Below are 26,296 nucleotides of genomic sequence, written 5' to 3'. Positions count from 1 at the left end.
GTTATTTATTCTTACGAGTTCCGTAAAAATATAATGAATGATTATCAATTTTGATATCAAAAATATCTTCTATCGTTTGTTTGATAGATTGGATTCTTGGATCACAAAACTCCAATACTTCTCCTGTATCAGACAAAATAATATGGTCATGATTTTTGTCGAAATATGATTTTTCGTAATGCGCTTGTTGATCTCCAAACTGATGTTTACGCACCAATTTTGCTTCCATCAAAAGCTCGATAGTATTGTATAAAGTAGCACGACTAACGCGGTATTTCTTATTTTTCATTTTGATATACAACATATCAATATCAAAATGATCATCTGTAAAATAAATTTCCTCTAAAATAGCATAACGTTCAGGTGTCTTACGATGTCCATTGTCTTCCAAGAAATTCGTAAACACTTGCTTTACTATTTCGTAATTACTTGATTTTACTGATTCGTCTGTCATATAAAAAATTTGTGTAAATATACAGAATATTTCCTTATCAATGTAACGAAACAACTTTCAATTCGTACGTTTTTTCTATCTCTTGATAGTAAATCTTTATAACAACGTATAATTAACAATATATCTATATAAGAAAACGTATAATCTTTCAAAATTATTTTATCCTTTACACCACAAAGGTTAACTTTGCACACGATGGAAGAAAATTATTTAGAAAAACTGAACGAACCACAGCGTTTGGCTGTAGAAGCTACCGAAGGTCCAGTAATGGTAATTGCGGGTGCGGGTTCTGGAAAGACGAGAGTGTTAACTTATCGCATTGCTCATTTACTAAATAAAGGAGTTGATGCTTTCAATATATTGTCTTTAACATTTACCAATAAAGCTGCCCGAGAAATGAAAGAACGTATCGGACATGTGGTTGGTGAAGCGAATGCAAAAGCACTTTGGATGGGAACCTTCCACTCTGTTTTTGCGCGTATTCTACGTGTTGAAGCTCCGCTTTTAGGTTATCCATCAGATTTTACAATTTACGATCAACAAGATGCAGTTTCTGTAATGACAAAGATTATTAACGAAATGCATTTAGATAAAGATATTTACAAAGCAAAACAAGTTTTGGGACGTATTTCTCAATACAAAAATAACTTGATTACAGTTAGAGCTTATCACAATAATCAAGCTTTAATTGAAGCAGATAATGAAGCAATGCGCCCTCGAATGGGTGATATTTACAGAGCTTATGTAGATCGTTGTTTCAAATCTGGTGCAATGGATTTTGATGATTTATTGTTGCGTACCAACGAAATTTTGACGCGTTTTCCTGAGGTTTTAGCAAAATATCAAGAACGTTTCAAATACATTATGGTAGATGAGTACCAAGATACCAATCATTCTCAATATTTGATTGTAAAAGCATTGGCTTCTCGTTACGAAAACCTATGTGTAGTTGGTGATGATGCGCAATCTATTTATGCTTTCCGTGGTGCAAATATTCGAAATATTTTATCATTCAAATCCGATTATCCTGATGCGAAATTGTATCCATTGGAACAAAATTACCGTTCGACGCAAATGATTGTGGAAGCTGCGAATCAGATTATCAAACAAAATCAAGATCAATTAGAAAAAAATGTTTGGACTGCGAATGAAACTGGTGAAAAAATAGCCGTTTATCGTGGACTTTCTGATGCTGATGAAGCGCGTTATATTGCAACGCAGATATGGGAAAGACAGATAAATGAACATCTTCAACCAAAAGATTTTGCTATTCTTTATCGTACCAATGCACAATCTCGTGCGTTAGAAGAAGCCTTGAGAAAAAGAGGAATTCAGTACCGTGTTTATGGCGGAACATCTTTCTATCAACGCAAAGAGATTAAGGATATGGTTGGTTATATGCGATTATTGATTAATCAAAATGATGAAGAAGCTTTATTGCGAACAATCAATTATCCGGCACGTGGAATTGGTCAAACGACTATTTCAAAACTTTTGGTTGCGGCAGATCAACATCAAATTAGTTTATTTTCTTTGATTGAAAATATTGCGATGTATGCTCCAACCATTGGAATAAATGCAGGAACATCAAACAAATTGAATGATTTTGTGTTGATGATTAAGCGTTTCCAAGTGATGCTAAAATCACATGATGTGTATGAAGTAACAATGGAAATGGCTAAAACAACACAATTGTTGAATGCGTTGAAAGAAGATTCTACACCAGAAGGTGTTTCTCGCTTAGAGAACGTTCAAGAGTTGTTAAATTCGATCCAAGGTTATGTCGAAGAACAACAACAATTAGACGAAGGAGATGCTTCTTTAGGTGGTTTCTTAGAAAATATTGCTTTGGCAACTGATGCGGATAACGAAGAAGATGACGATAATAAGGTCAATTTGATGACGGTCCACTTAGCAAAAGGTTTAGAATTCCCTGTTGTATTTATTGCAGGTTTAGAAGAAAATCTTTTCCCTTCTATGATGAGTGTTAACACGCGCGCTGAATTAGAAGAAGAACGTCGCTTATTTTATGTTGCCTTAACACGCGCTGAGAAAGTGGCTTATATGACCTATTCTGTTTCACGTTTTCGTTGGGGAAAAATTATCGATTGTGAACCTTCTCGTTTCTTAGAAGAAATTGATGATAGTTTCTTAGAATGGAAAAATCTGAATATTTCTGCAAGAGCTTCTAATAATAGTGGATTATCGGCTGATTTATTTGGAGATGAACCAACACCACAAAACTATCAACAACGAGAAAAATCAGTTGCAAGACCAAATCCAAGAGCTCGTGTAGAACCAGCTCAACCAAGGTCAAATTTCAAACCAGTAAATCAAACAAAAAGTAACGCTTCATCAACAGCAAATGCACAAGGTTTGCAAGTTGGTCAAGTTGTTGTTCACGATCGTTTTGGACGAGGAATTGTGAAAGATTTGCAAGGAGAACCATCAGATATGAAAGCAATTATTCATTTTGATAATGCAGGAGAAAAAAAATTACTCTTAAATTTTGCAAAACTAAAAATCATTCGATCATAATAAAAAAACAGAAAAAGGTTACAGTAATTTGCAACCTTTTTTATTTGTATTTAACCAATTACACACCTTTTATCAAACTAAAGGTTTAAATAATATATCTTCAAAATTTAGAATAAAATTCTTGCTTGTATTTATTTTTTCGAATAAATAAACAGATTAAATCTTATAATTAAGATTTTTTTAGCATTTTAGCACCACAAATAAACACAAGAACAAAATTTTTTACTCAAATGGATGATATCATCAATCTAATAAGTAGCTACGTTTGGTCATATGCCTTGATTGGACTTTGCGCTTTAACAGGAATTTACTTCTCTATTCGCACCGGATTTTTACAAATAGTCTACATAAAAGACATGGTTCGCTTGCTATTTAGTGGCGAAAAATCGGACAAAGGAATCACTCCTTTCCAAGCTTTTTCTTTAGCAATTTCTGGTCGTGTCGGAACCGGAAACATTGTTGGTGTTGCAACCGCAATCGCAATGGGAGGCCCTGGAGCAATTTTTTGGATGTGGTTTATCGCATTTTTAGGAAGTGCATCTGCATTCATAGAATCTGCATTAGGACAGGTCTACAAGCAAGAAATCGATGGAGAATATCGTGGAGGTCCTTCATACTACATCGAAAAAGGTTTAGGAATCAAATGGTACGCGGTTTTGTTTGCAATCATTACAATTATGAGTTGTGGATTATTATTACCAGGCGTTCAGTCGAATAGTATTTCATCTGCTTTGAATAACGCGTTTGATATTCCTATTTATAATTTTGTAGGAATTCCAATCAACATTGTAGGATTCGTCATTATTGGATTATTAGCCTTGATTATTTTTGGAGGTGTAAAACGTTTGGGACAAGCTTCTGAATTTATCGTTCCTTTTATGGCAGGCGCTTACATCTTAATGGCAATCATTATTATTGGAATGAATATCCATCAAGTTCCATCAGTTTTACGATTAATTTTTTCATCAGCTTTCAATCAAGAATCACTTTATAGTGGTGTTTTTGGATCTGCAATTGCTTGGGGAATAAAACGTGGAATTTATTCTAACGAAGCTGGTCAAGGAACTGCTCCTCATGCGGCTGCGGCTGCGGAAGTAAACCATCCTGCACAACAAGGTTTGGTACAAGCTTTTTCTGTTTACATCGATACATTATTTGTGTGTACTGCAACTGCTTTTATGATTTTATTTACAGGAAAATACAATGTGAATCACCCAGAAAAAGCGGGAAGTTTCATTACTCAAAATCTTCCTGGAGTAGATTATACAGGTTTTACGCAAGCAGCTGTTTCAAGTCATTTTCCTTCATTCGGAAATAGTTTTGTTGCGATTGCTTTGTTTTTCTTTGCTTTTACAACGATTATGGCTTATTACTATTATGCTGAAACGAATATTACATACATTTTCAAGAAAGGAAATAGAAAAGTATATGTATGGATTTTACGTATTTGTTTTTTAGGTGCTACGTATTACGGAACAATCAAAACTGCTGAAACTGCTTGGGCAATTGGAGATATTGGTGTTGGTCTGATGGCTTGGGTAAATATTATTGCTATTTTATTATTAAGCGGAGTTGGGCTTAAGGTCTGGAAAGATTATAAAGACAAACGTAAAAAAGGAATTAAAAATCCTGATTTTAATCCTACAGAAATCGGAATTAAAAATGCTACTTTTTGGGAGAACAAAAATAAATAACACAAAAAAAACCACTTCGTTTGAAGTGGTTTTTTTGCTATTAAAAATTATGATTATTGGGCTTGAGTAAACTCTAAATTCACCAATAATTTTACTTTATCAGAAACCACTAATCCTCCAGCTTCTGTTACTTGGCTCCATCCTAATCCGTAATCTTTACGGTTGATTTCTCCTGAAAATTCGAATCCAGCTCTTTGTAATCCCCATGGATCAGTGATAACTCCACCAAAATCTGCATTTAATGTAATTGGCTGTTTTTCACCACGAATTTCTAAAGTTCCATTAATTTTTCCGTTTTGAATACCTGAAGTACTTTCAAATTTCATTTCTGGAAATTGCTCAGCAGCAAAGAAATCAGCTGATTTTAAATGTCCATCACGATCTGCATTTTTTGTATTGATTGAATCTACTTTTGCATCAAATTCAAATTTTGCATCAGAAAAATCATCTGAATTAGCTTCTACATCAGCATTGAAATGATCAAAATTTCCTGTTACTGTAGAAATTACCATGTGTTTTACTTTAAATTGGACTTCTGAATGAGAAGGGTCTAAATTCCATTTTGTTGCCATAATGTTTTGTTTTTATTTGTTATTTAAATTGATTTTATTTATCCTATTTTGAATGATAACATTCCTAATGATCCATAAATTAGTTTATCATTAAAAAGTGTTAGCTCCTCTTCTTTTCCTTGTAATGCTAATGCGTAAATAGCTGGCAAATAATGTTCCATAGATGGGACAGCAAGATTAAATGCGCTACCTTTTTGTACAAAATTGAACAATTCGTCGTGATTACCTGTTTGAACAATATTCTTGAATGTATCATTCACTTCATAAGCCCAATCATAACCAGCATTTGGCTCGCTCCAATTTAATGCTCTCAAATTGTGTACAACATTCCCACTTCCTACTATTAATATCCCTTTACTACGCAAAGCGTCTAATTCCTTCGCTAATTCGTAATGCTCTTTTGGCGTTTTATAAACATCCAAACTCAGTTCTATCATCGGAACATCTGCTTCTGGATACAAAAATTTAATCACACTCCAAGAGCCGTGGTCAAATCCCCACATTTTGTCTAAATCAACCTCTGTTGTTTTAATTAAATTTTTGACCTCTGTTGCTAATTCTGGACTTCCTGGCGCTGGATATTCAACATCGAATAAAGCTTGCGGAAAACCATAAAAATCGTGAATCGTTTTGGGTTGTTCTAAAGCCGTAACTTTAGTTCCTTTCGTTTCCCAATGTGCCGAAATACAAATAATCGCATTTGGTTTTGGGATTGTTTTTCCAATCTTCTTCCATCCTTCTACAAAAATATTTTCTTCGATTGCGTTCATCGGAGAGCCATGTCCTAAAAATAAAACTGGCATTTTATCAGTTGTAGAAAAACTTGAAGTAATTGATTTTAACGTATTGAAATCCACGATTTTTATAATATATTTTATTTATTATTATTTAGCTTTTGAAGCTGAAAATTCTAAGTTTGATGTTAATGTAACAACATCACCTACAACAGCTTCTGGGAAATTACCACCGATGTTAAAATCACTTCTTTTTACATTTCCTTTTACTGTAAATCCGTACGTTTTAACTCCGTTATTGTTGATGCTTCCGTTGTAAACTAATTTTAATGCAACTGGTTTAGTTACTCCGTTTAATGTTAAATCACCAACCATTTTAAATTGATTTCCTTTAACACGTGTAATTCCTTTTGAAGAGAATTCTAGTTTTGAATTTTTTGCTGCATTGAAAAAATCTGCTGATTTTAAATGATTATCACGTGCCTCAACTCCTGTATTGATTGAATTGATATCTGCAACTACATGAAATTTTGCATCGCTTAAATCTTCTTTTGTAAAGTTTAAATGAACATCAAAATTTTGGAATTGTCCTTCAACATCAGAAATTGTCATGTGAGAAACAGAAAAGCCTAATTTTGAGTGCGCTTTATCATTTGTATAATTTTGAGCAAATGCAGACATTGAAGCTGCTGATAACATTAACGTGAATAATAATTTTTTCATAACGAATGATTATTTGATTGTTTTTAATTAATTATTTATTTTGATAGGACAAATTTAGCTCAGTCATCAGCGAGATTTCATTGACATAAGATAAGAAATTAAAAAGCTTGATTTTTCATCTAATAAACGATCAAATTGTATCAATTAATATTCCAAAAAGTAAAGATTTTGAATTTGTTAGCAATAAAAAAAACACTTCAATAGAAGTGTTTAATATTATTTTACTGGACTAAAATACCAGTAGGTAGATGTTTTTTTATTCTCGATTTCCAAATATTCTGGAAATGCTTGCGGTAATAAATGTAATTCTTCCGATTTTTTCAAATCTGTTAGAATCTGACGCAAAGGATATCCTTTTTTACGGTCGTGAGGAAAATATCCTTTTTCAATTAAGAAAGGCATCATATCCTTAGTTTTTACACGTTCCAACTTATTTTCTGTTAAATAAGCCTGAATATCTTCGCTCATTTTTTTGACCACTTCGCGGTCTACTTTAATATATTCGTTTCTCTTCATATAATTTTACCAATTACCATTCATGTGCGTTAAAATCATAGGACCTTCAGAAGTAACCAAAACAGTATGTTCGTGTTGTGCAAAAACGCCAGGTGCATTTCCTATCATTGTCCAACCATCCGCTTGCTCAATTGCTTCGTAAGAATTTTCTGAAATAAAAGTTTCCAATGCAATAACTGAATTTTTACGGAATCGACGTTTATCATCAGGGTCTCTGAAATTCATCAAATCCAATGGTTCTTCGTGCAATGAACGCCCTACTCCATGACCAGTTAAATTCTCAATCACATGATAATGATGTTTTTTTGCTTCTTTCTCAATAATTCCACCAATATCAGCGATTTTAACTCCAGATTTTACAGCCGCAATTGCTTTTTGAAGCGCAGAAATAGATGCATCAACAATTTTTTGATAACCATTCACATCTTCTCCAACAACAATAGAACCTCCATTATCAGCCCAAAAACCACCTAATTCTCCAGAAACATCAATATTAATCACATCTCCGTCTTTCAAAATTTTATCGGCTCTTGGAATTCCGTGACAAATTTCTTCATTCACGCTTAAGCAAGTATAACCAGGAAATTGATACGTCTCGAAAGGAGCTGATTTGCAACCAAATTTGTGCATAATCTTCGCACCAAAATCGTCCAATTCTTTTGTTGACATTCCAGGTTTTACATAATCTTTCATCTCTTTAAGAGTAACGGCTACAGCTTCGCTGACTTTTTTCATTCCGATTAACTCTTCTTCTGTCTCTATAATCATTGCTTAAATTCTATTGATTTCCTTTTCAGAAATCATTTGCAAATTTACGGGTATTTGTAACGATTATTTGCTTATTTTGATAGAAATTCGTGATTATTGTATGATAGATTATATTGTTGATTGATAAAGAAGTATATCAATCATAATGAAAACGACATTTCGCAATTTGAATTTCATCTTCTACAACACGATATATTAACCGATGTTCATGATCTATTCTTCTCGACCAAAATCCTGCATATTTATGTTTCAAAGCTTCTGGTTTCCCCAGACCATCAAAAGGATTTCGAGCAATACCTTTAATCAATTCATTGATCTTTTTCAATTTAGATTTATCTGTTTTTTGCCAATACAAATAATCTTCCCATGATTCATCAACAAAAACGATTTTCATCTATTCTTCAATTAACTCCTTTGTAAACGTTTTCTGAGTTTTTAATTTCTCAATTGCAGCATCCAAACGCTCTTCATTTTTGCGAGAAGAAAGCTCATGATTCGTAGCCATTAGCGAATTATACTCTTCTAATGACATAATAACAACACCAGAATTTTTTCCACGATTAATAATCAATGTTTCAAAATTATTCGTCACACGATCAAAATATTCTTTAATATCTTTTCTAAATTCAGAAATATTTGTTATCAACATATGTACAATATTTTGTACAAAAATAAGTATAATTAATTATAAATAAACTTGATTTATAAAGTTTTAGAAAATAAAAAAATCCGTCAAATGACGGATTTAAGGTTATATTTTTCTAACGATTAATCTGCATCATAGATTAATACTCGTTTTGCTAATTTATTTGGACCATTCAAAAACTCGATATGTTGTGGATGTTTTTGATACGTCTCAAATTGTTCCATCGTTTCGAAAGCTGCAAACAAAGAAAACGAATACGAAGCGTCGATAACATCTCTTTCGATATTTGCTGGTGTTCCAACATGAAAAAATACTGAAGGAGCAATTGGTTCTAAATCTTTCAAAGCTTGATGAAATGTATTCACTTCAGCTTCTGTAGCGTCATCTTTTAACCAAAATAGTACGTGGTGTGCTAACATAAAATTCTATTTTTAATATGCAATTTGCATTTTTACTTTCTTATTTTTTACTTTTTGACCGTTCAATTTTTTCAATAAGTCCGGAACTTTTTTACGGTTAATCGCAACATACGAAGTGGTATCTTTTACCTCAATAATTCCGACATCGTTTTTTTCTAAACCTCCTTTTTTGAACAAAAATCCAACAATATCAACTTTGTTTACTTTGTCTTTTTTTCCTGCAGAAATATAAATCGTTTGGTAAGGTGTACGTTCTGGAATCTTATATGTTCCACCTAAATTTTCGACAGGTAAATTTTCATTTACAAACGGAAAATGTTCTTCATTGCTAATAATTAAATACACAAAACCTTTCGCATTCATACGTGCTGTACGTCCATTTCTGTGAATAAAAGCGGCTTCTTTTGCAGGTAATTGATAATGAATAATCGAATCTACTTCTGGAATATCCAAACCACGCGCAGCCAAATCTGTTGTAATTAAAACTCGAACCGAATCATTTCTGAATTTCAGTAACGCACGTTCGCGTTCGTCTTGTTCCATTCCACCATGAAAACTTTCACGCGCAATTCCTTTTTCATGCAACAAATTACTAATACGGTCGACAGCATCACGGTGATTACAGAAAATCAACATGCGTTTGCTTCCAATTTTGCAAATCAAATTAAATAAAGTATCCAATTTTTCTTCTGAAATGGTGTTAACCACTTTCATATGTAAATCAGGCTTTACCTCGATTTGTTTTAGATAGCTCACAATTTTTTCGTCATTCAATCCAACAAATTCTGGAATATTTTCCATTTCTGTAGCAGAAGTCAAAATACGTTGTTTCAAACCAGAAAGTTGCTCTACAATAAAGCTCATATCTTCTTGAAAACCTAATTCTAACGCTTTATCAAACTCGTCTAAAATTAAAGTTTGAACAGTCGAAGGATCAAAATTTTCGTTACGCAAATGATACGCAATACGTCCTGGAGTCCCAATTAATACAGCTGGAGCTTCTAACAAAGTATTTTGCTCAACTTTTGTATTGTGACCTCCATAACAACACGTTACTTTATAATCAGACTTCATCGATTTGAAAACTGTTTCGATTTGTAAAGCTAACTCACGCGCAGGAACTAAAATTAAGGTTTGAACACCTTTTACATCTGGATTTAAATCTCTTAAAGTCGGAAATAAAAACGCCAATGTTTTACCAGATCCTGTTGGTGATAATAAAATTAAATCTCGTTGATTTTCGGACATTTTGAATGCTGAACGTTGCATTGCATTCATATCTTTGATGCCCAAATTTTTATAAAGTAAATCGATTTGCATGCTGCAAAAATAGTCTATTCTTTCGAATTAATCATTTTTTGAAGCTGTAGAAATCTTATAATCTTCCATAAATTCATCAAAAAGATTCATGATTTCGAAGTGATTTTTATCTAAAGTATTTGCGTCAAACGAAACAACAGCGCCATACATTTTATTCCAAAATCTCATACGTGCTTGTAAGAATTTCTGCGTTTCGTTATGGATAAAATCGTCTGCATCAATAATTTTTATATTAATGACACGTTGGCGAGGCAATTTCAGTTCTTCAATTTCTAAAATTTTTCCCCATTCAATATAATTCAAATGATCCGTAGGTTTGTAAACAATTCCTTTTTTATCAATCAATAAAATCAATTGTTTTTTCATCAATTTTTTGATTGAAACGATGATGAATAGTAAACTTGGAACAAATAAAACTCCGCTTAAAATTTTTGCAGTTTGCGGAGAATTAACTTGATTGGCGTTTAGAAATAAATAAATTGAACAAGCAAAAAATAAAAGACTACCGAATAATAATCCCCAATTGCTTGTTTGTTTTGCGTAAACTTTAACTGAATTCAATTGATTTTGTTTTTACAAAAATATAGATTTTAATCTTAATTAAAGGTTATAAAAAAGAGTCTCAAAAAACTGAGACTCTTATTAATTATCCAAAAATTTCTTGGTATTGTTTCTTGTATTTTTCTAAAATAATTTTACGTTTAAATTTTAACGTTGGCGTTAATTCTCCACCTTCTACGGTCATTTCATTTGGAATAATTGCAATCTTTTTGATTTGTTCCCAATGTCCAAAATGATTATTCAGTTGATTGATTTCTTCTTCTAATTTCTTTTTGACAACATCGCTTTTCTGAAATTCATCATGAGGAAGATTTACAATTTCAAGAGCATTTGACTGCGACCATTTTTTTAGATTTGTATAACTCGGAACCACAAAAGCTCCAGGAAACTTCTCACCTTCTCCAACAACCATCAATTGCTCGATGAATGGCGATTCTACCATTTTCATTTCGATTTGTTGTGGAACAATATATTTCCCTCCCGAAGTTTTGTACATTTCTTTTTTACGGTCAACAATTTTCAAGAATTTATTGTCTATCCATTCTCCAATATCACCCGTGTATAGCCAACCATCTTTGATTTCTTCGGCAGTTTTTTCTGGTAAATTATGATAACCCATCATCACAATATCACCTTTTACTAAAATTTCGCCATCATCAGCCAATTTTACTTCAACACCTTTCAACGGAGGTCCAACAGTTCCTATCTTTTTACCTCGACGAAAACAATTCACCGCAATTACTGGCGAAGCTTCTGTCAATCCATAACCTTCATAAATTGGAATTTCGGCAGCTAAAAATACGCGAACAATTCGTTGTTGAATCGCTGCACTTCCCGTTACAATGGCTTTTAATTCGCCACCAAGTCCTTCGTACCATTTGTGTAAAACTAATTTTCGGGCAATTGCTAATTTCAAATTATAAATTGTAGAACGCTGATCATCTTCTAACACAAACTCATCGCCAACTTTTACAGCCCAATCAAAAATAGATTTCTTAAAACCTGATAATTGAGCTCCCGTTTGCATGATTTTTTCATAAACTTTTTCAATCACACGAGGAACAGCCGTAATCATATGCGGTTTAATTTCTTTTAAATTATCGCCAATCTTCTCCATCGATTCTGCAAAATATATCGAAATCCCCATGTACACATACAAATACTGAATTGTTCGCTCATACGCATGACAAGCAGGAAGAAAGGTCAAAGCACGATCATAAGGATCAAGTGGTGTTGAATATTCGCAAGCCATAACATCTGCAATAATATTTTTGTGCGACAACATCACACCTTTCGGATTTCCCGTTGTTCCTGATGTATAGATTAAAAAAGCTAAATCTTCGTGCTTTACATTTGCGGCACGTTTGTCTATTTCTTCTTGTTGAATTGTTTTTCCTTTTTCGATTAAAACATTCCAACTTTCTGTATTTTCAAATTCATCAATCGAGTACAGTTGCTCTAATGAAGGCAATTTTGTTTTGAGTTGATTGATTCGCGTATACAAATCGAGATTACTTGTAAAACACAATTTTATAGCCGAATCGCTAAAAATATATTCGTAATCGCTGTCAGAAATATTCGGATAAATCGCTACCACAACAGCTCCGATTTGTTGTATCGCATAATCTATCATATTCCATTCGACACGATTTTCTGAGATTAATCCCACTTTTTCACCTGGTTGAACTCCACAAGCGATTAATCCTTTTGAGATTGCATCAACATGTTCTAAAAAAGTTGTGGTTTTCATTGGTTTCCATTCTCCATTTTGTTTGGATACAAACATGGATAAATCAGGAAACTTTTCCAGCTGACGTTTTGGTAAATCAAAAATTCTGGTTGCTTCCATAGCGTACTTATAGTTTTGTAATTTTGAAAAGAATTCGTCGAAAATAGCGTAAAATGATGAGTTTTTCAAAAATTTTATCTTCAACTTAAAAAGAATTATATTCGTCATAACTATTACAATTATGAAATATCTAATTTTATTTCTCTTATTATTTTACTCTTGCAGTTCTGATTTTAAAAAGTCTTATATAATTGGAGATATTAAATTATATGAATTACAATGTTCTGGACACTATTATTTAAGCACTGATAATTGTGATTGTAAACATTTACCAACTAATTATTTTATTCCAAAAGGAGAAAATGATTCATTTTTTGAATTATTCTTAAGAGAGAATAATGGTAAACTTCAAGTTAATTCACTTTATAATGAATTTGAAACTCATGGAAATAGCTAAGAGAAAGTAGATTTTATTATATATACCGATAACGCTTCTTTTATGGATAGTATTGAAAAAGTAGATTATACTGTGATTCGTGGTTATACTAACGAAAGAATGAATCCATAAAAAAATCCCTCAACTCATTATGAATTGAGGGATTTTTTTATTTATAAATTTCTTCGAATTCTTTCTGATATTTCTTTAGAATAACTTTACGTTTTAATTTCAAAGTTGGAGTTAATTCTTCACCTTCAATCGTAAATTCATGCGCTAAAATTGCTGGTTTCTTAATCTGTTCCCAATTTCCAAAAAACTGATTTGCTTTACGAACTTCTTGATTAATTACTTTATGAACTTCTGTAGATGCTATGAATTCATCGCGAGAAAGATTACTAATTTCAGGTGCATTTTCTTTTGCCCATTCTTTCAGATTTGCATAATTCGGAACAATAAAAGCTGACGCAAATTTTTGCGCATCACCAACAACCATTGCTTGCTCAATAAAATTTGATTCGACAAGTTTTGTTTCAATTGGTTGAGGAACAACATATTTTCCACCAGAAATTTTGAACATTTCCTTTTTACGATCAATGATTTTCAAGAAATGACCTTCTCCTTCCTCCCAAACTCCAATATCACCTGTGTGCAACCATCCATCAATAATGACCTCATCGGTCGCTTTTTGATTTTTATAATAGCCCATCATCACATTAGGACCTTGAACCAAAATTTCTCCATCTTCGGCTAATTTTACCTTAACATCTTTTATTGGTGAACCCACAGTCCCTATTCGAACACCTAATTTATGCGGATTATTTACAGTGATTAAAGGCGAAGTTTCCGTCATTCCATATCCTTCAAAAAATGGTAATCCAGCCGCCATAAAAACACGCGCAATTTTACCTTGCAACGAAGCACTTCCCGAAATAATATATTTGAAATTACCTCCTAACGCTTCATAAAATTTATTCAAAACTAATTTTCGAGCTAAAGCTAACTTCACATTATACACCAAAGATCGTTTCTTCGCATCAGGTTCATATTGAGAAGCAATATTAATCGCCCAATCAAAAACTTTTCGTTTTTTTCCTGTTAAAGCGCTACCTGTTTTTAGGATTTTCTCATAAACTTTTTCCATCACTCGAGGAACAGCAGTCATGATATGAGGTTGTACTTCATTGATATTATCACCAATTTTTTCAAAACCTTCGGCGAAATAAACCGTTACACCAATATATAAATAGGTATAAATTACAGTTCTTTCGTATGTATGACAAGGCGGTAAAAAAGTCAAACCTCTTGTTCCTTCTTCTAACACAACAATTTCTTTTGCCGCAATAAAATTCGAAACCAAATTATTATGAGACAACATTACACCTTTCGGTTTTCCTGTTGTTCCAGACGTATAAATTAAAGTTGCTAAATCTGAATTTCGAACAATTGAACTAAGATTATTTACATATTCGTCTGTTATATCTTTTCCAATTTCTTTTAATTCTGACCAATTTCTAGAATCTGGGAACTCATTAATTGCAAAAACATATTCTAAACTATAAATTGTCCCAAACATATTATTGATACGTTCATACAAATTTTTTGTACTTACAATACACAATTGTATTTCGGCATCATTGAAGATAAATTGATATTCAAAATCTGTAATATTTGGATAAATCGCTACCACAACCGCACCAATTTGCTGAATTGCAAAATCAATCACATGCCATTCATAGCGGCTTTCGCACACAAGTCCTACTCGATCGCCAGGTTTAACTCCCAGAGCTAATAAACCTTTCGAAATTTCTCTTGTTTGCGCAATAAATTCGGCTGGTTTTGTAAACTTCCATTCGCCATCAATTTTACTTGCAAACATATTATGATTGGGGTAAAGTTCTTGTTGACGATAAGCTAAGTCAAAAATTCGTGTAGGATTATTCATTTTTTAAATACTAAACTTTATAAAAAAGAGTGCAAATTTGGTGCAAAATTTTCATAAATCAGTTTTATTTCACGAAAAAAGCAAGATTAATAAAAATCTTGCTTCGTTATTTTTCTAAAAAATTGATGTTTTTATTGATAAATTCCGTCAATTTCTTTTTTATATTTTTCTGAAATGATTTTACGTTTCATCTTCAAAGTTGGCGTTAATTCTCCAGCTTCAATTGTAAATTCATAAGGCAGTAAATGAAATTTTTTAATTTTTTCCCAATTTCCAAAATTGACATTTAATTTATTGATTTCATTTCCTATCAATTCATAAATTTTTGGATGCGTTAAAAACTCTTCACGAGGTAAATTAATCAATGAAGATTCATTTGCTTTTGCCCAATCAATACAGTTTTCATAAGAAGGAATAACCAAAGCAGCAGGGAATTTTCGTCCTTCTCCAACTACCATAATTTGTTCGATATAATTAGATTCTGAAAGAATTTTCTCAATTTGTTGTGGCACAACATATTTTCCTCCAGAAGTTTTGAACATTTCTTTTTTACGATCGATAATTTTTAAGAATTTATCATCAACCCATTCTCCAATATCGCCCGTATACAACCAACCATCTTTCAAAACCTCAGCCGTCGCCTCAGAATTTTTATAATATCCTTGCATGATATTTTTACCTTTTGCTAAGATTTCTCCATCTTCAGCTAATTTAATCTCAATATCAATCAAAGGAATACCAACGGTTCCGATTTTCATTCCACGTTTGATACAATTTACAGATAAACAAGGTCCAGCTTCTGTTAAACCATAACCTTCGTAAATTGGAATTCCGGCTGCTAAATACAATTTTAATAAACGAGTTTGTAAAGTTGCACTTCCCGATGCAATTCCTTTGACATTACCGCCAAGCGCCGCTTTCCATTTCGAAAAAATTAATTTTCGAGCAATGTTTAATTGAAATTTATACCAAGCAGAAAGTTTTGATTCGTCTAAATCATACTGTTCTCCTAACGAAATTGCCCAAAAGAATAAAGCTCTTTTTACTCCTGTCAATTGTTCTCCAGTCGCCATTATTTTATCGTAAACTTTCTCTAAAACACGTGGAACAGCCGAAAAAATATGTGGTTGAACTTCTTTCATATCTTGCCCAATCGTATCCATTGATTGTGCAAAATAGATTGGTAATCCCATTTTGATGTACACGTATTGAAAGACGCGTTCATACGCATGACAAGCAGGTAAAAAAGACAACGCTTTATCATACGCTTTTACAGGAAAAGAATATTCGGAACTATTGACATCAGCCAATAAATTTTCGTGAGAAAGCATAACGCCTTTCGGGTTTCCTGTTGTTCCAGAAGTATAAATAAGAGTTGCTAAATCAGTTGGTTTTACATTGTCCATCTTCGTTTGTAAAACCTCATCAGAAATAGAAATTCCTTTCGAAATTAGCTCAATCCAATTTGGTGTATGCGGATAAGTATTAAATGTATAAACTTGTTCAAGATTTGGAATACGATCTTTGATTCCTAATAATCGTTGATACAACGCATCATTGCTCACAAAACAAAGTTTGATTTCGGCATCATTTAGAATAAATTCGTAATCATTATCCGAAATATTGGGATAAATTGCCACAACAACAGCTCCAATTTGCTGAATTGCAAAATCTACTAAATTCCATTCTAAACGATTTTCGCTGATTAACGCAACTTTATCATTTTGTTGAACACCATTTGCAATCAAACCTTTCGAAATATTATTTACTCGATTGATAAAATCTGTTGTCGAAATTCCCTTCCATTCTCCTTTTTCTTTGTAATTAAAAATCGAAATGTTAGGTGTATTTTTTTCTTGAAATCGAGATAAATCGAATACTCTTTGTGGTTGTTTCATATTCTTGAAATAAGGATACAAATTTCTGCTAATTCTTTCTACTTTAGAAATTATTTACTCATTCTTTTCTCAAAAAAATTAAGTTTATTATCAATAAAAATCATTTTATTTTTTTGCAATAATTATACTATACTCTCTTTCAACTTTTTCGCCAGCTTTGCTAATTACACTTTCTGAAAATGTTTTTCTATTTTCAATAGAAAATTTAGCTGATTTCAATAGTTTTATCACTTCGTCTTCTGTGTATAAATTGAAGCCAAATTGAGTAAAAGGTAAAGTTTCCATAAATTCCTTTTTAGCAAAAGTAAGAGCAAATTCCCCATTGAATTTCAAGACTCTATAAATTTCACTCAAGAAAAATTTAGGATTTTTCCAAAAATAGATTGTATTCACTGTGAAAATTTTATCAAAACGTTTTTCATAAAAATGAATTCTTTCATCCATAATTATTTCAAATCTAATATTTGCATTCAAATAATCAGAATTGTTCGTGATAGCACTATTTTTCATGACCTGTGAAAGTTCTAAACCAATATATTCTAAATCCTTTGCTTGATTTAATACATAAGGTAAATGCTTACAATTTCCATGACCTAACTCTAATATTTGTTCTTTATTTTGTAATTGTAAATGATCTATTGTCGTTTTTATCATACCAAAATTACTTTCATTCATTTGCTCACCAACTTCAATTCCTTCGTCTCCATTTGGACAACTCAATTGTTCCGCAAGATTTTGTAAATCAATATTATTTTTCATTAAATTTATTTATATAGAATAATTCTAAATTAATAAATATTAATCATTGTTCGCGTGATTTTAATCATTTAAAAATTACATCTTACCTTTGAAAAATAGTAAAATAGATGAAGGATATTATACGAACTGAAGACGAAGATGATTTCAAATTGTTTTGTTTGGAATCTGTAGCAGATATTGAAGAGCAAAATGATTCGCAATTATTGGAATTTTTGGAACATTTGGCTCGAGAATTTCAGATTACAAATGTTTATAAAACGACTGATAGCTTTGAAGGTTTCGAAGAAAGTTTGACCAATCTTCTTTATCATGATAAATATTTTAGAGATTATAAAATCATTTATTTAGTTTTTGAAGGCGAAGGAAATCAAATTCAAATTGATGATTATTACTATAGTTTGGAAGAAGTAGCAGAAATTTTTCAAGGAAAACTAACCGATAAAATTGTTCATTTTGCAAATACAATGAGTTTAAATTTGGAAGACGAAAGTTTTCAATATTTTATTGATGTTACAGGAGCAAAAGCCTTATCTGGATATGTAAACCCTTCTCCAATTTTGAGTACAATTTTAGATCAATATTATTTTTGTTTAGCAAAAGAAATTGATGACGAAGAAGAGCTTGTACATGCATTGTTTGATAAACACGCCAATATATGCCTGAAATTAGGATTTAGATTGTATCATTAATAAGATTTAACAATAAGCTAAAACACTTCTCAGAAATAATCTATTCATTTACAAAAATAATAAAATGGATAGACGTAAATTTCTTAGAGGATCGGCATTAATTTCTACAGGCTTAATTCTAAATCCTTTCGATTTATTTGCTCAAAATAAAATCAAACCTAATCTTTCTACAAATTCTGCAAAGAATATTATTTTTATGATAAGTGATGGAATGAGTTCCGGAACTCTTGCTATGGCTAATTTGTACAACATACAATTGCATGGAAAAAATGGTAATTGGATAAATCTTTATGAAGAAAATAAAGTAAAAAGAGCTTTAATGGACACCGCTTCTGCAAGTTCTATTGTTACCGATTCAGCTGCTGCAAGTTCAGCTTTTGGAGGTGGAATTCGTGTGAAAAATGGCGTATTAAATATTAGCACGAATGGAGAACATCATGTTCCGATTTGGCAAAAGTTCAAAAAAGCGGGTAAAAGAACAGGGTGTGTGACTACAGTTACTATTACTCATGCCACTCCAGCTGGTTTTTGTATAAATTCTGCAAGTAGAAATGCAGAACCAGAGATAGCTGAAAAATATGCCGAAATTGGCATTGATGTTTTATTAGGTGGTGGTGATGAGTTTTTTAATTCATCCAAAAGAGAAGACAAGAAAGATTTGTATGCTATTTATAAAAATAAAGGCTATCAAATTGCGAAAACAAAGGAGGAATTAGGAAAATCTCAAAACAATAAATCTCTATTAGGTATTTTCAATACTGGAGCAATTCCTTACGCAATCGATCATAAAAATCTCTCAAAAAATAAATCTATTCCTACACTTGCCGAAATGACTAAGGTTGCGATTGATAATTTGAAAGATCATCAAAATGGTTTTGTATTGCAAGTAGAAGCTGGAAAAGTGGATTGGGCGGCACATGCAAATGATGTTGCAGGATTAATAAATGATCAAATTGCATTTGATGAAACAATCAAAACTGTAATGGATTTTGCTGAAAAGGATGGAAATACGTTAGTTATCATCACAACTGATCACGGAAATGCAAATCCAGGAACTATTTATGGAGCTGATGTAAACAAAAAATTTGAAAGTATTGTTAATTATAAATATACCAACGAACATATTTTGAATGAAATTCACGAAGATTTTAATATACAAGAAATCAAAGATTGGATTGTCGAAACAAATGGTTTTAGTTTAACTGATGATGAAGCAAAACATATGTTAGATTTTTACAAAGGTTTGGATAAAGAAGAAGGATTATATAATTTCAAAAAGCTTCCGTTCAAATTTTTCTCTGAAATTCAGAAAAAACACAACAATGTAGGTTGGATAAGTATGGATCACTCGGGCGATTATGTAGAATTAGCTATGTATGGACCAGGAAGTGATTTGTTGAAGCCATTTGTAAAAAATACAGATCTTCATCAACTTATGTTACAAGCAACGAACGTAAATGTATAGTAAACAAAAACCTCTCAAGTTGAGAGGTTTTATGTTTTATTCTTAAACTATATTTTACATCGAATGCGCTTTATTTCCTTCGAAATGAATCATCCAAGGTGTTCCAAATTGATCAATAAAAGACGCATAAAGCTCAGCAAAAAACTGCTCAGCCAAAGGCATTTCTAACGATTTTGCATTTACCGAAAGACGATCATATAATTGATGCGCTTCTGCGGGATTATCAACATCAAGCATAATGTAATTATTATTTCCAGCTTTGTATTGATGTCCAAATTCTTCAATAATATCAGAACCCATTAACATTGTTGTTTCATTAATAAACAATGCCACATGCGAAACTTTATCCTTTGCACTTTCTGGAATCTGAAATTCTGGATTTGGCGGCATATCTCCCATTTTATACATCCCAATATTTTGCGTTTCAAAAACAGTTTCATAAAACTGAAATGCCTTTTCGCAATCTCCGTTAAAATTTAAGTAAGCGTGTACTTTAGCCATAATATTGTGTTTTTTGTGATTATTTTTTTAATATAATGATTGACCATTTTCATCGGTTGTTAAAACCTCGGTCATATAATCTAAAAATGGTTGAAGAACTTGAATTGATTTCGCCACTTTCTGCGGAAAATCTTTTGCTAAAACTTCTTCATCTGTAAAATTCTTAATAAACAAATATTGCTTTTTACGTAATAATTCAATTCGTTCATGATCTTTAGAGAAACCTTTTGGCGCAGATTTCACTTCATCTCCTTGCATTTCTCCAAATTCTTTCTGAATCGTTTTTGATTGCAAAATCTTTGCTAATTCATCCGAAACTTCAATATCTTTTCTGATACGAAGCAAATCATCGCGCTCTGGTCCCCAAAAACCAACACCTATAAAATTATGATTCGGTTGAATATGGAAATAATACCCACCTCTATTAAGCGGTTTTTTGCGACCTGTTTGCGCAGAAAAATGAGTTTTATAAGGAGTTTTATCATGAGAAAAACGAACATCTCTGTAAATTCTATAAATTTTAAGCGGTTCTAATTCTTCCTTTTTACTTAATTCTTGGTAAATCACATTGAAAATTGAATCTGCTTCAGCTTTCGCTGTATCAAATTCAACTTTATGTTCTGTAAACCATTCGCGGTTATTATTTTTTTGTAATTTATTTAAAAATTTATCGATTTGTGACATGATTTATTTTTTTCGATTAAGTAGAACTTTTTCATAATTTTCTATCCATTCTTGTGGCGTAATTTTTTGCGCTAATTTTCCGATTAATTCGAACGGAATATCCTCCACTTTTTTGAAACGAATACAACTTTTTCCCATATCTAATTTACGTTTTGAGTATTTTGGATATTCATCAACAAACCAATTCAGCAATTTATTGTCCATATAAATTCCCATGTGATATAACGCAATGAAATTCTTTTGAGAAGCAATATTGATAAACGGCAACGGTGATTTCGGATCGCAATGATAACCATTCGGATAAAGTGAAAACGGTACAACAAACCCAAGATGACCATAGCTCAACTGCAACTCGAAACCAGTGGGTAATTTATCTGCCAAAATTTTAATTAATTTCTCAACAGCTTCTTTTCTTTCTACTGGAATTGACGTTAAATATTCTTCTAAATTTGCGACTTCATATTGCATTATTTTCGATATTTATCATTCAAACCTTTTCCTTCTAAAATCATAGGTTTTATTTTTTCGATGCGAGAAATTTTCGTTTTCTCTTGTTTTGCTTCATCAATATATTCGATGTATTCTTTTTGTCTTCCTGAAGTTAAAGCTTTAAATGAAGTAAATAATTTATTGTTTTGATTTAGAGTTTCTTTCAAAATCCCATCAACTTCTTTTGGTACAGATTTTTGAGGTTTTATTTCCTTTCCGTCTTTCACCAATTGAATCGCTTCTAAGACATATTCTCTTACTTTTTCGACATCAATTTCATCGGCAGAATTAAATCTCCATTGACGCAAAGCTTTCGTTTTTTCTTCATTCGCATTCACCAAAACTTTATATTGATCTTTCAAGAAAACGCCATTGTGAAACCACAACGCAAAATGATTTTTGAAACCACTAAATGCCAACACATTTTTCTTGTTAAACGTATAAATATCTCCACCCCATTTAAACTCTTTTACAAGTTCCGTTTCATTTACAACTTGTTGAATTTTCTCATTCGCTTCTGCCCAATTACCATTGTATATCGTCCATTCTTCAGCTTTCTGATCTTTCATCAAACTAACTTTATACAACACAATTTCTCTCAATAATTTCTTCGGTAAAACTTTATCCAAAGGAAGTTGTATTGTACCTTTTGATGTTTTATAATCGGTTAAATCATTTTTAAAATGTTCGATTGTTTCTGCTCCAGGATAAATCCCTACATGATTTTTGAACATCGCAAAATGAATCACATTTCCATTCAAACGAAATGTTGGCATTTTATAATTAATCGTTTCCATTGCTCTTGGTACAGCTTCATGAATAATTTTTCTTACGTTTTCTAAAATCTCCTGTTTAGCTTGATCAAACCCAAGAATATATTCATCAATAGTTGTGAAATTATCTGTCATCATAATTAATCTTCGCAAATCTCTTTCAGTTTGCGCAGTGCATTTATCCACATTTCTCTGACTTGAGTTTCTGGAAAAACCTGATCATCTATCTCCACCGAACAGGTTAATCGTGTGTGACCTTCTACATCTTCCATTTTATAGGTTTCTTCTGTATTTTTCCACGCATCAATTTCTGGTCCATCAAAAATTTCTTGACCTTCTTCATTCAGCTTTCCTATATGACGCATTTTGATTGATTTTCCAATAATATTTTCATCTATTGTAGCAATCATCGCTGCCGAACCTTTCTCGGTATCATAAGTGAAATAAACATGAGAACCTTCGGACCAATCTCCTTTAAAATCTGAAGTTTCACTAAACGATTTCGTCCAAATTTTATACGAATCTGGCGCAATCATTACTTTATGCACATGTTTAGGCTGCGCATAAATTACTTCTGTAAACGATACTTTTTTCATATTTTAAGCATTTGCTAATCCAAAAACAGCTCCAGCAGGATCTTCTACAATTGCAAATTGAAGATTTCCTTCTTTATTTTTAATCTCATGAATAGATTTCCCTCCCATTTCCAACGCTTTTTGTAAACTTTCCGCAACATTTTCTACACTAATGTACATAATCCATTGAGAAGGAATTCCTTTATTCATACCACGTTTCGTACAAACTCCACCAGCCGCATTTTCTGGAGAAGACATCATTGCATAATCATTGTATTCTTCTTCGCCATCTTTCATCGCAACATTTTTGACTTCCCAACCAATCACTTCTTTGTAAAAATCTTTTAATTCAGTCGAATTTTCAACAGTTAAATCAGCCCAAACCATTTGACCAATTTTCGATTTATTTTCTTCCATCTTCTACTATTTTTATCGATTTGATTCAACATAATTTTTGAAACTATTCAAAATAGCTTGCCAACCTTGTTGTTGCATTTCAGTAGGATTTTGACTTTCTGGTTCAAATTTTTCTGTGATTTTGGTTAAATTATTTTCTTCATGAAAATTAATTTCAACCTTACGACCATCTGCGATGTAATAACGAATAAATTTATTTGGAATGATTTCATCATATTTAGCTTCAAATTCGAATTGAAAACTGCCATCTTTCGCAGCCATCGTACTCTTTAATTTTCCACCAACTTGCAAATCATTTTCTGCTTTCGGACAATGCCAATCATCAGAAGCTTGATTCCATTTTACAATATCTTCAGGAGAATTAAAAGCTTTCCAAACTTGATCTATTGGAGCATTTATTATTGTTTCGATTGTGATCATACGTATGTCTTTTGTTCATTTTTAAGGTTTCATAAAATCAAAAGCACCTTTGCGCAAATTAATTCCATATTCGAGATAAGCTTTCAAACAAGCCAAGAAATTAGCCCAACCTTCTGTTTGTCCCATCAATTGCTTAATTCCAGCTTCATCATCATTCATTTCATGTTCAATGACTTTGACAATTGTCGAATCATTTTCTCCTTTTTCAAGAAAAATTTCCACCAACATATCATCAACACCGCCACTCCAATCAAACGAAATGTATTCATCTTGTTTTAAATCGCCTCCCATTACAGGAAAAATATCATCAAACTCAGGGAATTTCCATTCAACAATTTTTCCAGTTTCGATAGCACCCGTAGAAGAAGCGATAAAATATTGATTCATCTTATTTGGATTAACAATCGCATCAAAAACTTCATTTTTAGGTTTCTGAATTTGAATTGTTGCTTTTGCAGTTAACTTCATTTCAATTGATTTTGGCTAACTAATTTAGTCAAAAAAAGTGTTCGAATTTTCAAATTCATAAAAAATAATTAAAACTTTATCGATATTGAAATCATTTGTAGAAAATAATTCGATTTATAAGTGTAAAATTTAAAAGTTTTTTACATTTATAGTATTGTAAAATTGATAAACACGTGAAAAAATTTACTCAAAAAGCAACTCTACTTAGTCTTATTTTGATGAGTGGAATTAGCTATGCGCAAGTTGCAAAAGCAGATTCTGCCTATGTTAGAGAGCATTATGAAAAGACCGAACAATTGATTCCGATGCGAGATGGAACGAAATTGTTCACGGCTATTTATACGCCAAAAGATCAAACCAAAAAATATCCTGTTTTACTTAATCGAACACCTTATACCGTAGCGCCTTATGGAGCAAATGAGTATAAAAAATCGCTTGGAAATTTCCCTGCAGAAATGCGCGAAGGTTTTATTTTCGTGTACCAAGATGTGAGAGGAAAATGGATGAGCGAGGGTGAATTTGAAGATGTACGACCTGTTAATAAAACGAAAAATAAAAAAGCGATTGACGAAAGTACAGATACGTACGACACATTGGAATGGTTGGCAAAAAACATGAAAAATTACAACCAAAAAGCTGGAATCTATGGAATTTCTTATCCTGGTTTTTATTCAACAATGAGTTTAGTTAATTCGCATCCAACCTTGAAAGCTGTTTCGCCACAAGCACCAGTTACGAATTGGTTTTTAGGCGACGATTTTCATCACAATGGTGTATTATTTCTGAATGATTCTTTCAAATTTATGTCGTCATTTGGTGTAAAACGTCCGCAACCAATTACGCCAGATAAAGGTCCAAAATCATTAGAATATCCAATCAAAGATAATTACCGTTTTTATTTAGAAGGTGGATCTGTAAAGGAATTGAAGGATAAATATTTTCAAGATAATATCAAATTCTACAATGATTTGTTTGCACATCCTGATTATGATCAATTTTGGCAAGATAGAAATCCTTTGCCACATCTTACCAATGTGAAACCTGCTGTGATGACGGTTGGTGGTTTCTTTGACGCAGAGGATGTTTATGGTGCTTTTGAAACTTATAAAGCAATTGAAAAGCAAAATCCGAATGCGACAAATATTTTGGTCGCTGGACCATGGTTTCATGGTGGTTGGGTTCGCTCTAAAGCCGATACGTTTGGCGATATGCAGTTTGGAACGCCAACAGGTGAATATTATCAGCAACAAATTGAATTACCTTTTTTCAATTATTATTTAAAAGATAAAGGAAATTTCAAACCGACAGAAGCGCAAATCTTTATCACAGGTTCTAACGAATGGAAACAGTTTGATACTTGGCCACCAAAGAATGTGACAACTCAGAAAATGTATTTGCAAGCCAACGGAAAAATATCTTTTCAACAGACTAATAATACAAGTTTTGATGAATATGTAGCAGATCCAAATAATCCTGTTCCATATCAAGGTGGTGTTTTAGAAAGTCGTCCACGAGAATATATGGTCGATGATCAACGATTTGCGTCAACTCGTCCTGATGTTATGGTTTATCAAACCGATATTTTAACGGAAGATATGACAATCACAGGTCCAATTATAAATCATTTATTTGTTTCATCAACAGGAACAGATGCTGATTATGTAGTAAAATTGATTGATGTTTTTCCTGAAGATACACCAAAATATAATGGGAAATTGATGGCTGGATATCAAAATTTGATTCGTGCCGAAATTATGCGAGGAAAATACCGCAATAGTTTTGAAAAACCCGAAGCAATGGTTCCTAATCTGAAAACAAATGTAACGTATTCTATGCCAGATGTTGGACATACTTTCAAGAAAGGACATCGTATTATGATTCAAGTTCAAAATACATGGTTTCCTTTAGCAGACCGCAATCCGCAACAATTTATGAATGTTTATGAAGCAACCGCGAAAGATTTCTTGAAACAAACACAACGAATTTATCACGATTCTTACATCGAAATTCCAGTTTTGAAATAACAAAAAATCCAACAAGTAA

At 32.2% G+C, this 26,296-nt stretch carries 28 protein-coding genes; 5 read left to right on the top strand and 23 right to left on the bottom strand.

Features of this window, described 5'->3' with window-relative positions; translation table 11 throughout:
* Position 1 precedes the first annotated feature (1 nt).
* Positions 2 to 454 carry a Fur family transcriptional regulator gene (locus tag ACTS9J_RS08740; RefSeq protein WP_038331681.1) on the bottom strand — a complete coding sequence of 151 codons (453 nt, stop codon included), beginning with the start codon at positions 452 to 454 and terminating at the stop codon, positions 2 to 4.
* 195 nt (positions 455 to 649) lie between these two features.
* On the opposite strand from ACTS9J_RS08740, the gene ACTS9J_RS08735 reads away from it, so the two are divergent.
* Together ACTS9J_RS08735 and ACTS9J_RS08730 are read left to right on the top strand one after the other, a co-directional pair.
* Positions 650 to 2,992 (top strand): ATP-dependent helicase, encoded by a 2,343-nt coding sequence (locus ACTS9J_RS08735; RefSeq protein WP_312133485.1) that lies wholly within the window; start codon positions 650 to 652, stop codon positions 2,990 to 2,992.
* Positions 2,993 to 3,222: 230 nt separating this feature from the next.
* On the top strand, positions 3,223 to 4,686 hold the full coding sequence (locus ACTS9J_RS08730) for an alanine/glycine:cation symporter family protein (protein ID WP_221855076.1): 1,464 nt from the start codon (positions 3,223 to 3,225) through the stop codon (positions 4,684 to 4,686).
* A gap of 53 nt (positions 4,687 to 4,739) precedes the next feature.
* Here the strand turns inward: ACTS9J_RS08730 and ACTS9J_RS08725 are convergent, their stop codons facing one another.
* From ACTS9J_RS08725 to ACTS9J_RS08660, 14 genes are all read right to left on the bottom strand, one after another.
* Positions 4,740 to 5,258, bottom strand: a complete 519-nt coding sequence (locus ACTS9J_RS08725; RefSeq protein WP_125350085.1) for a YceI family protein — start codon at positions 5,256 to 5,258, stop codon at positions 4,740 to 4,742.
* 38 nt (positions 5,259 to 5,296) lie between these two features.
* Positions 5,297 to 6,115 carry a 4,5-DOPA-extradiol-dioxygenase gene (gene ygiD, locus ACTS9J_RS08720; RefSeq protein WP_221855074.1) on the bottom strand — a complete coding sequence of 273 codons (819 nt, stop codon included), beginning with the start codon at positions 6,113 to 6,115 and terminating at the stop codon, positions 5,297 to 5,299.
* A gap of 27 nt (positions 6,116 to 6,142) precedes the next feature.
* On the bottom strand, positions 6,143 to 6,715 hold the full coding sequence (locus ACTS9J_RS08715; RefSeq protein WP_221855071.1) for a YceI family protein: 573 nt from the start codon (positions 6,713 to 6,715) through the stop codon (positions 6,143 to 6,145).
* A gap of 216 nt (positions 6,716 to 6,931) precedes the next feature.
* Positions 6,932 to 7,231 carry a hypothetical protein gene (locus ACTS9J_RS08710; protein ID WP_125350083.1) on the bottom strand — a complete coding sequence of 100 codons (300 nt, stop codon included), beginning with the start codon at positions 7,229 to 7,231 and terminating at the stop codon, positions 6,932 to 6,934.
* 6 nt (positions 7,232 to 7,237) lie between these two features.
* On the bottom strand, positions 7,238 to 7,999 hold the full coding sequence (map, locus tag ACTS9J_RS08705; protein ID WP_115000652.1) for a type I methionyl aminopeptidase: 762 nt from the start codon (positions 7,997 to 7,999) through the stop codon (positions 7,238 to 7,240).
* Between the two features lie 136 nt (positions 8,000 to 8,135).
* Entirely contained in the window at positions 8,136 to 8,393 is a 258-nt protein-coding gene (locus ACTS9J_RS08700) for a Txe/YoeB family addiction module toxin (protein ID WP_221855067.1), read from the bottom strand.
* Positions 8,394 to 8,648 (bottom strand): type II toxin-antitoxin system Phd/YefM family antitoxin, encoded by a 255-nt coding sequence (locus ACTS9J_RS08695; protein WP_221855065.1) that lies wholly within the window; start codon positions 8,646 to 8,648, stop codon positions 8,394 to 8,396.
* 119 nt (positions 8,649 to 8,767) lie between these two features.
* A complete protein-coding gene (locus ACTS9J_RS08690; RefSeq protein ID WP_221855064.1) occupies positions 8,768 to 9,064 on the bottom strand; it encodes a Dabb family protein in 297 nt (98 codons plus the stop codon).
* Positions 9,065 to 9,076: 12 nt separating this feature from the next.
* Positions 9,077 to 10,384 carry a DEAD/DEAH box helicase gene (locus ACTS9J_RS08685; protein ID WP_180906721.1) on the bottom strand — a complete coding sequence of 436 codons (1,308 nt, stop codon included), beginning with the start codon at positions 10,382 to 10,384 and terminating at the stop codon, positions 9,077 to 9,079.
* Between the two features lie 27 nt (positions 10,385 to 10,411).
* Positions 10,412 to 10,945 (bottom strand): STM3941 family protein, encoded by a 534-nt coding sequence (locus ACTS9J_RS08680; RefSeq protein WP_221855062.1) that lies wholly within the window; start codon positions 10,943 to 10,945, stop codon positions 10,412 to 10,414.
* 85 nt (positions 10,946 to 11,030) lie between these two features.
* Positions 11,031 to 12,794 carry an AMP-dependent synthetase/ligase gene (locus ACTS9J_RS08675; RefSeq protein WP_221855060.1) on the bottom strand — a complete coding sequence of 588 codons (1,764 nt, stop codon included), beginning with the start codon at positions 12,792 to 12,794 and terminating at the stop codon, positions 11,031 to 11,033.
* 545 nt (positions 12,795 to 13,339) lie between these two features.
* Positions 13,340 to 15,115: an AMP-dependent synthetase/ligase gene (locus tag ACTS9J_RS08670; RefSeq protein ID WP_291048518.1), complete on the bottom strand. Its 1,776-nt coding sequence runs from the start codon at positions 15,113 to 15,115 to the stop codon at positions 13,340 to 13,342.
* A 131-nt stretch (positions 15,116 to 15,246) separates the two neighbouring features.
* The gene (locus ACTS9J_RS08665) at positions 15,247 to 17,013 is read right to left on the bottom strand and encodes an AMP-dependent synthetase/ligase (RefSeq protein ID WP_291048521.1); all 1,767 of its coding nucleotides are present in this window, start codon (positions 17,011 to 17,013) and stop codon (positions 15,247 to 15,249) included.
* Between the two features lie 105 nt (positions 17,014 to 17,118).
* A complete protein-coding gene (locus tag ACTS9J_RS08660) occupies positions 17,119 to 17,772 on the bottom strand; it encodes a class I SAM-dependent methyltransferase (protein ID WP_221855054.1) in 654 nt (217 codons plus the stop codon).
* A gap of 107 nt (positions 17,773 to 17,879) precedes the next feature.
* Between ACTS9J_RS08660 and ACTS9J_RS08655 the strand changes: the two genes are divergently transcribed.
* Both ACTS9J_RS08655 and ACTS9J_RS08650 read left to right on the top strand, forming a co-directional pair.
* Entirely contained in the window at positions 17,880 to 18,461 is a 582-nt protein-coding gene (locus ACTS9J_RS08655) for a DUF6642 family protein (RefSeq protein ID WP_219033962.1), read from the top strand.
* A gap of 64 nt (positions 18,462 to 18,525) precedes the next feature.
* Positions 18,526 to 19,926, top strand: coding sequence for an alkaline phosphatase (locus ACTS9J_RS08650; RefSeq protein WP_219033963.1), 1,401 nt, complete (start codon positions 18,526 to 18,528; stop codon positions 19,924 to 19,926).
* A 54-nt stretch (positions 19,927 to 19,980) separates the two neighbouring features.
* On the opposite strand, the gene ACTS9J_RS08645 is transcribed toward ACTS9J_RS08650, so the two are convergent.
* From ACTS9J_RS08645 to ACTS9J_RS08610, 8 genes are read right to left on the bottom strand one after another with little or no spacing between them, the layout of a single operon-like run.
* Complete coding sequence (locus tag ACTS9J_RS08645) at positions 19,981 to 20,427, bottom strand: VOC family protein (RefSeq protein ID WP_038330748.1); 447 nt, start codon at positions 20,425 to 20,427, stop codon at positions 19,981 to 19,983.
* A 27-nt stretch (positions 20,428 to 20,454) separates the two neighbouring features.
* Positions 20,455 to 21,111, bottom strand: coding sequence for a DUF2461 domain-containing protein (locus ACTS9J_RS08640; RefSeq protein ID WP_219033964.1), 657 nt, complete (start codon positions 21,109 to 21,111; stop codon positions 20,455 to 20,457).
* A gap of 3 nt (positions 21,112 to 21,114) precedes the next feature.
* Entirely contained in the window at positions 21,115 to 21,579 is a 465-nt protein-coding gene (locus ACTS9J_RS08635) for a DUF1801 domain-containing protein (RefSeq protein WP_219033965.1), read from the bottom strand.
* Positions 21,579 to 22,559 carry a DUF1801 domain-containing protein gene (locus ACTS9J_RS08630; protein ID WP_448353130.1) on the bottom strand — a complete coding sequence of 327 codons (981 nt, stop codon included), beginning with the start codon at positions 22,557 to 22,559 and terminating at the stop codon, positions 21,579 to 21,581. Before ACTS9J_RS08630 ends, ACTS9J_RS08635 begins: the two co-directional genes overlap by 1 nt.
* Positions 22,514 to 22,969, bottom strand: a complete 456-nt coding sequence (locus tag ACTS9J_RS08625; protein WP_125350073.1) for an SRPBCC domain-containing protein — start codon at positions 22,967 to 22,969, stop codon at positions 22,514 to 22,516. The genes ACTS9J_RS08630 and ACTS9J_RS08625 overlap by 46 nt, the downstream gene beginning before the upstream one ends.
* 3 nt (positions 22,970 to 22,972) lie before the next feature.
* Complete coding sequence (locus ACTS9J_RS08620; RefSeq protein ID WP_125350072.1) at positions 22,973 to 23,365, bottom strand: VOC family protein; 393 nt, start codon at positions 23,363 to 23,365, stop codon at positions 22,973 to 22,975.
* Positions 23,366 to 23,377: 12 nt separating this feature from the next.
* Complete coding sequence (locus tag ACTS9J_RS08615) at positions 23,378 to 23,785, bottom strand: SRPBCC family protein (RefSeq protein WP_125350071.1); 408 nt, start codon at positions 23,783 to 23,785, stop codon at positions 23,378 to 23,380.
* 21 nt (positions 23,786 to 23,806) lie between these two features.
* The gene (locus ACTS9J_RS08610) at positions 23,807 to 24,253 is read right to left on the bottom strand and encodes an SRPBCC domain-containing protein (RefSeq protein WP_219033967.1); all 447 of its coding nucleotides are present in this window, start codon (positions 24,251 to 24,253) and stop codon (positions 23,807 to 23,809) included.
* Between the two features lie 218 nt (positions 24,254 to 24,471).
* On the opposite strand from ACTS9J_RS08610, the gene ACTS9J_RS08605 reads away from it, so the two are divergent.
* Positions 24,472 to 26,277 (top strand): CocE/NonD family hydrolase, encoded by a 1,806-nt coding sequence (locus ACTS9J_RS08605; protein WP_219034004.1) that lies wholly within the window; start codon positions 24,472 to 24,474, stop codon positions 26,275 to 26,277.
* The last annotated feature ends 19 nt before the right edge of the window (positions 26,278 to 26,296 follow it).

The organism is Empedobacter sp. ULE_I140, from assembly GCF_053482575.1.
Note: the sequence above shows the minus strand (reverse complement) of the source record. Positions and strands in the feature narration are given on the sequence as shown.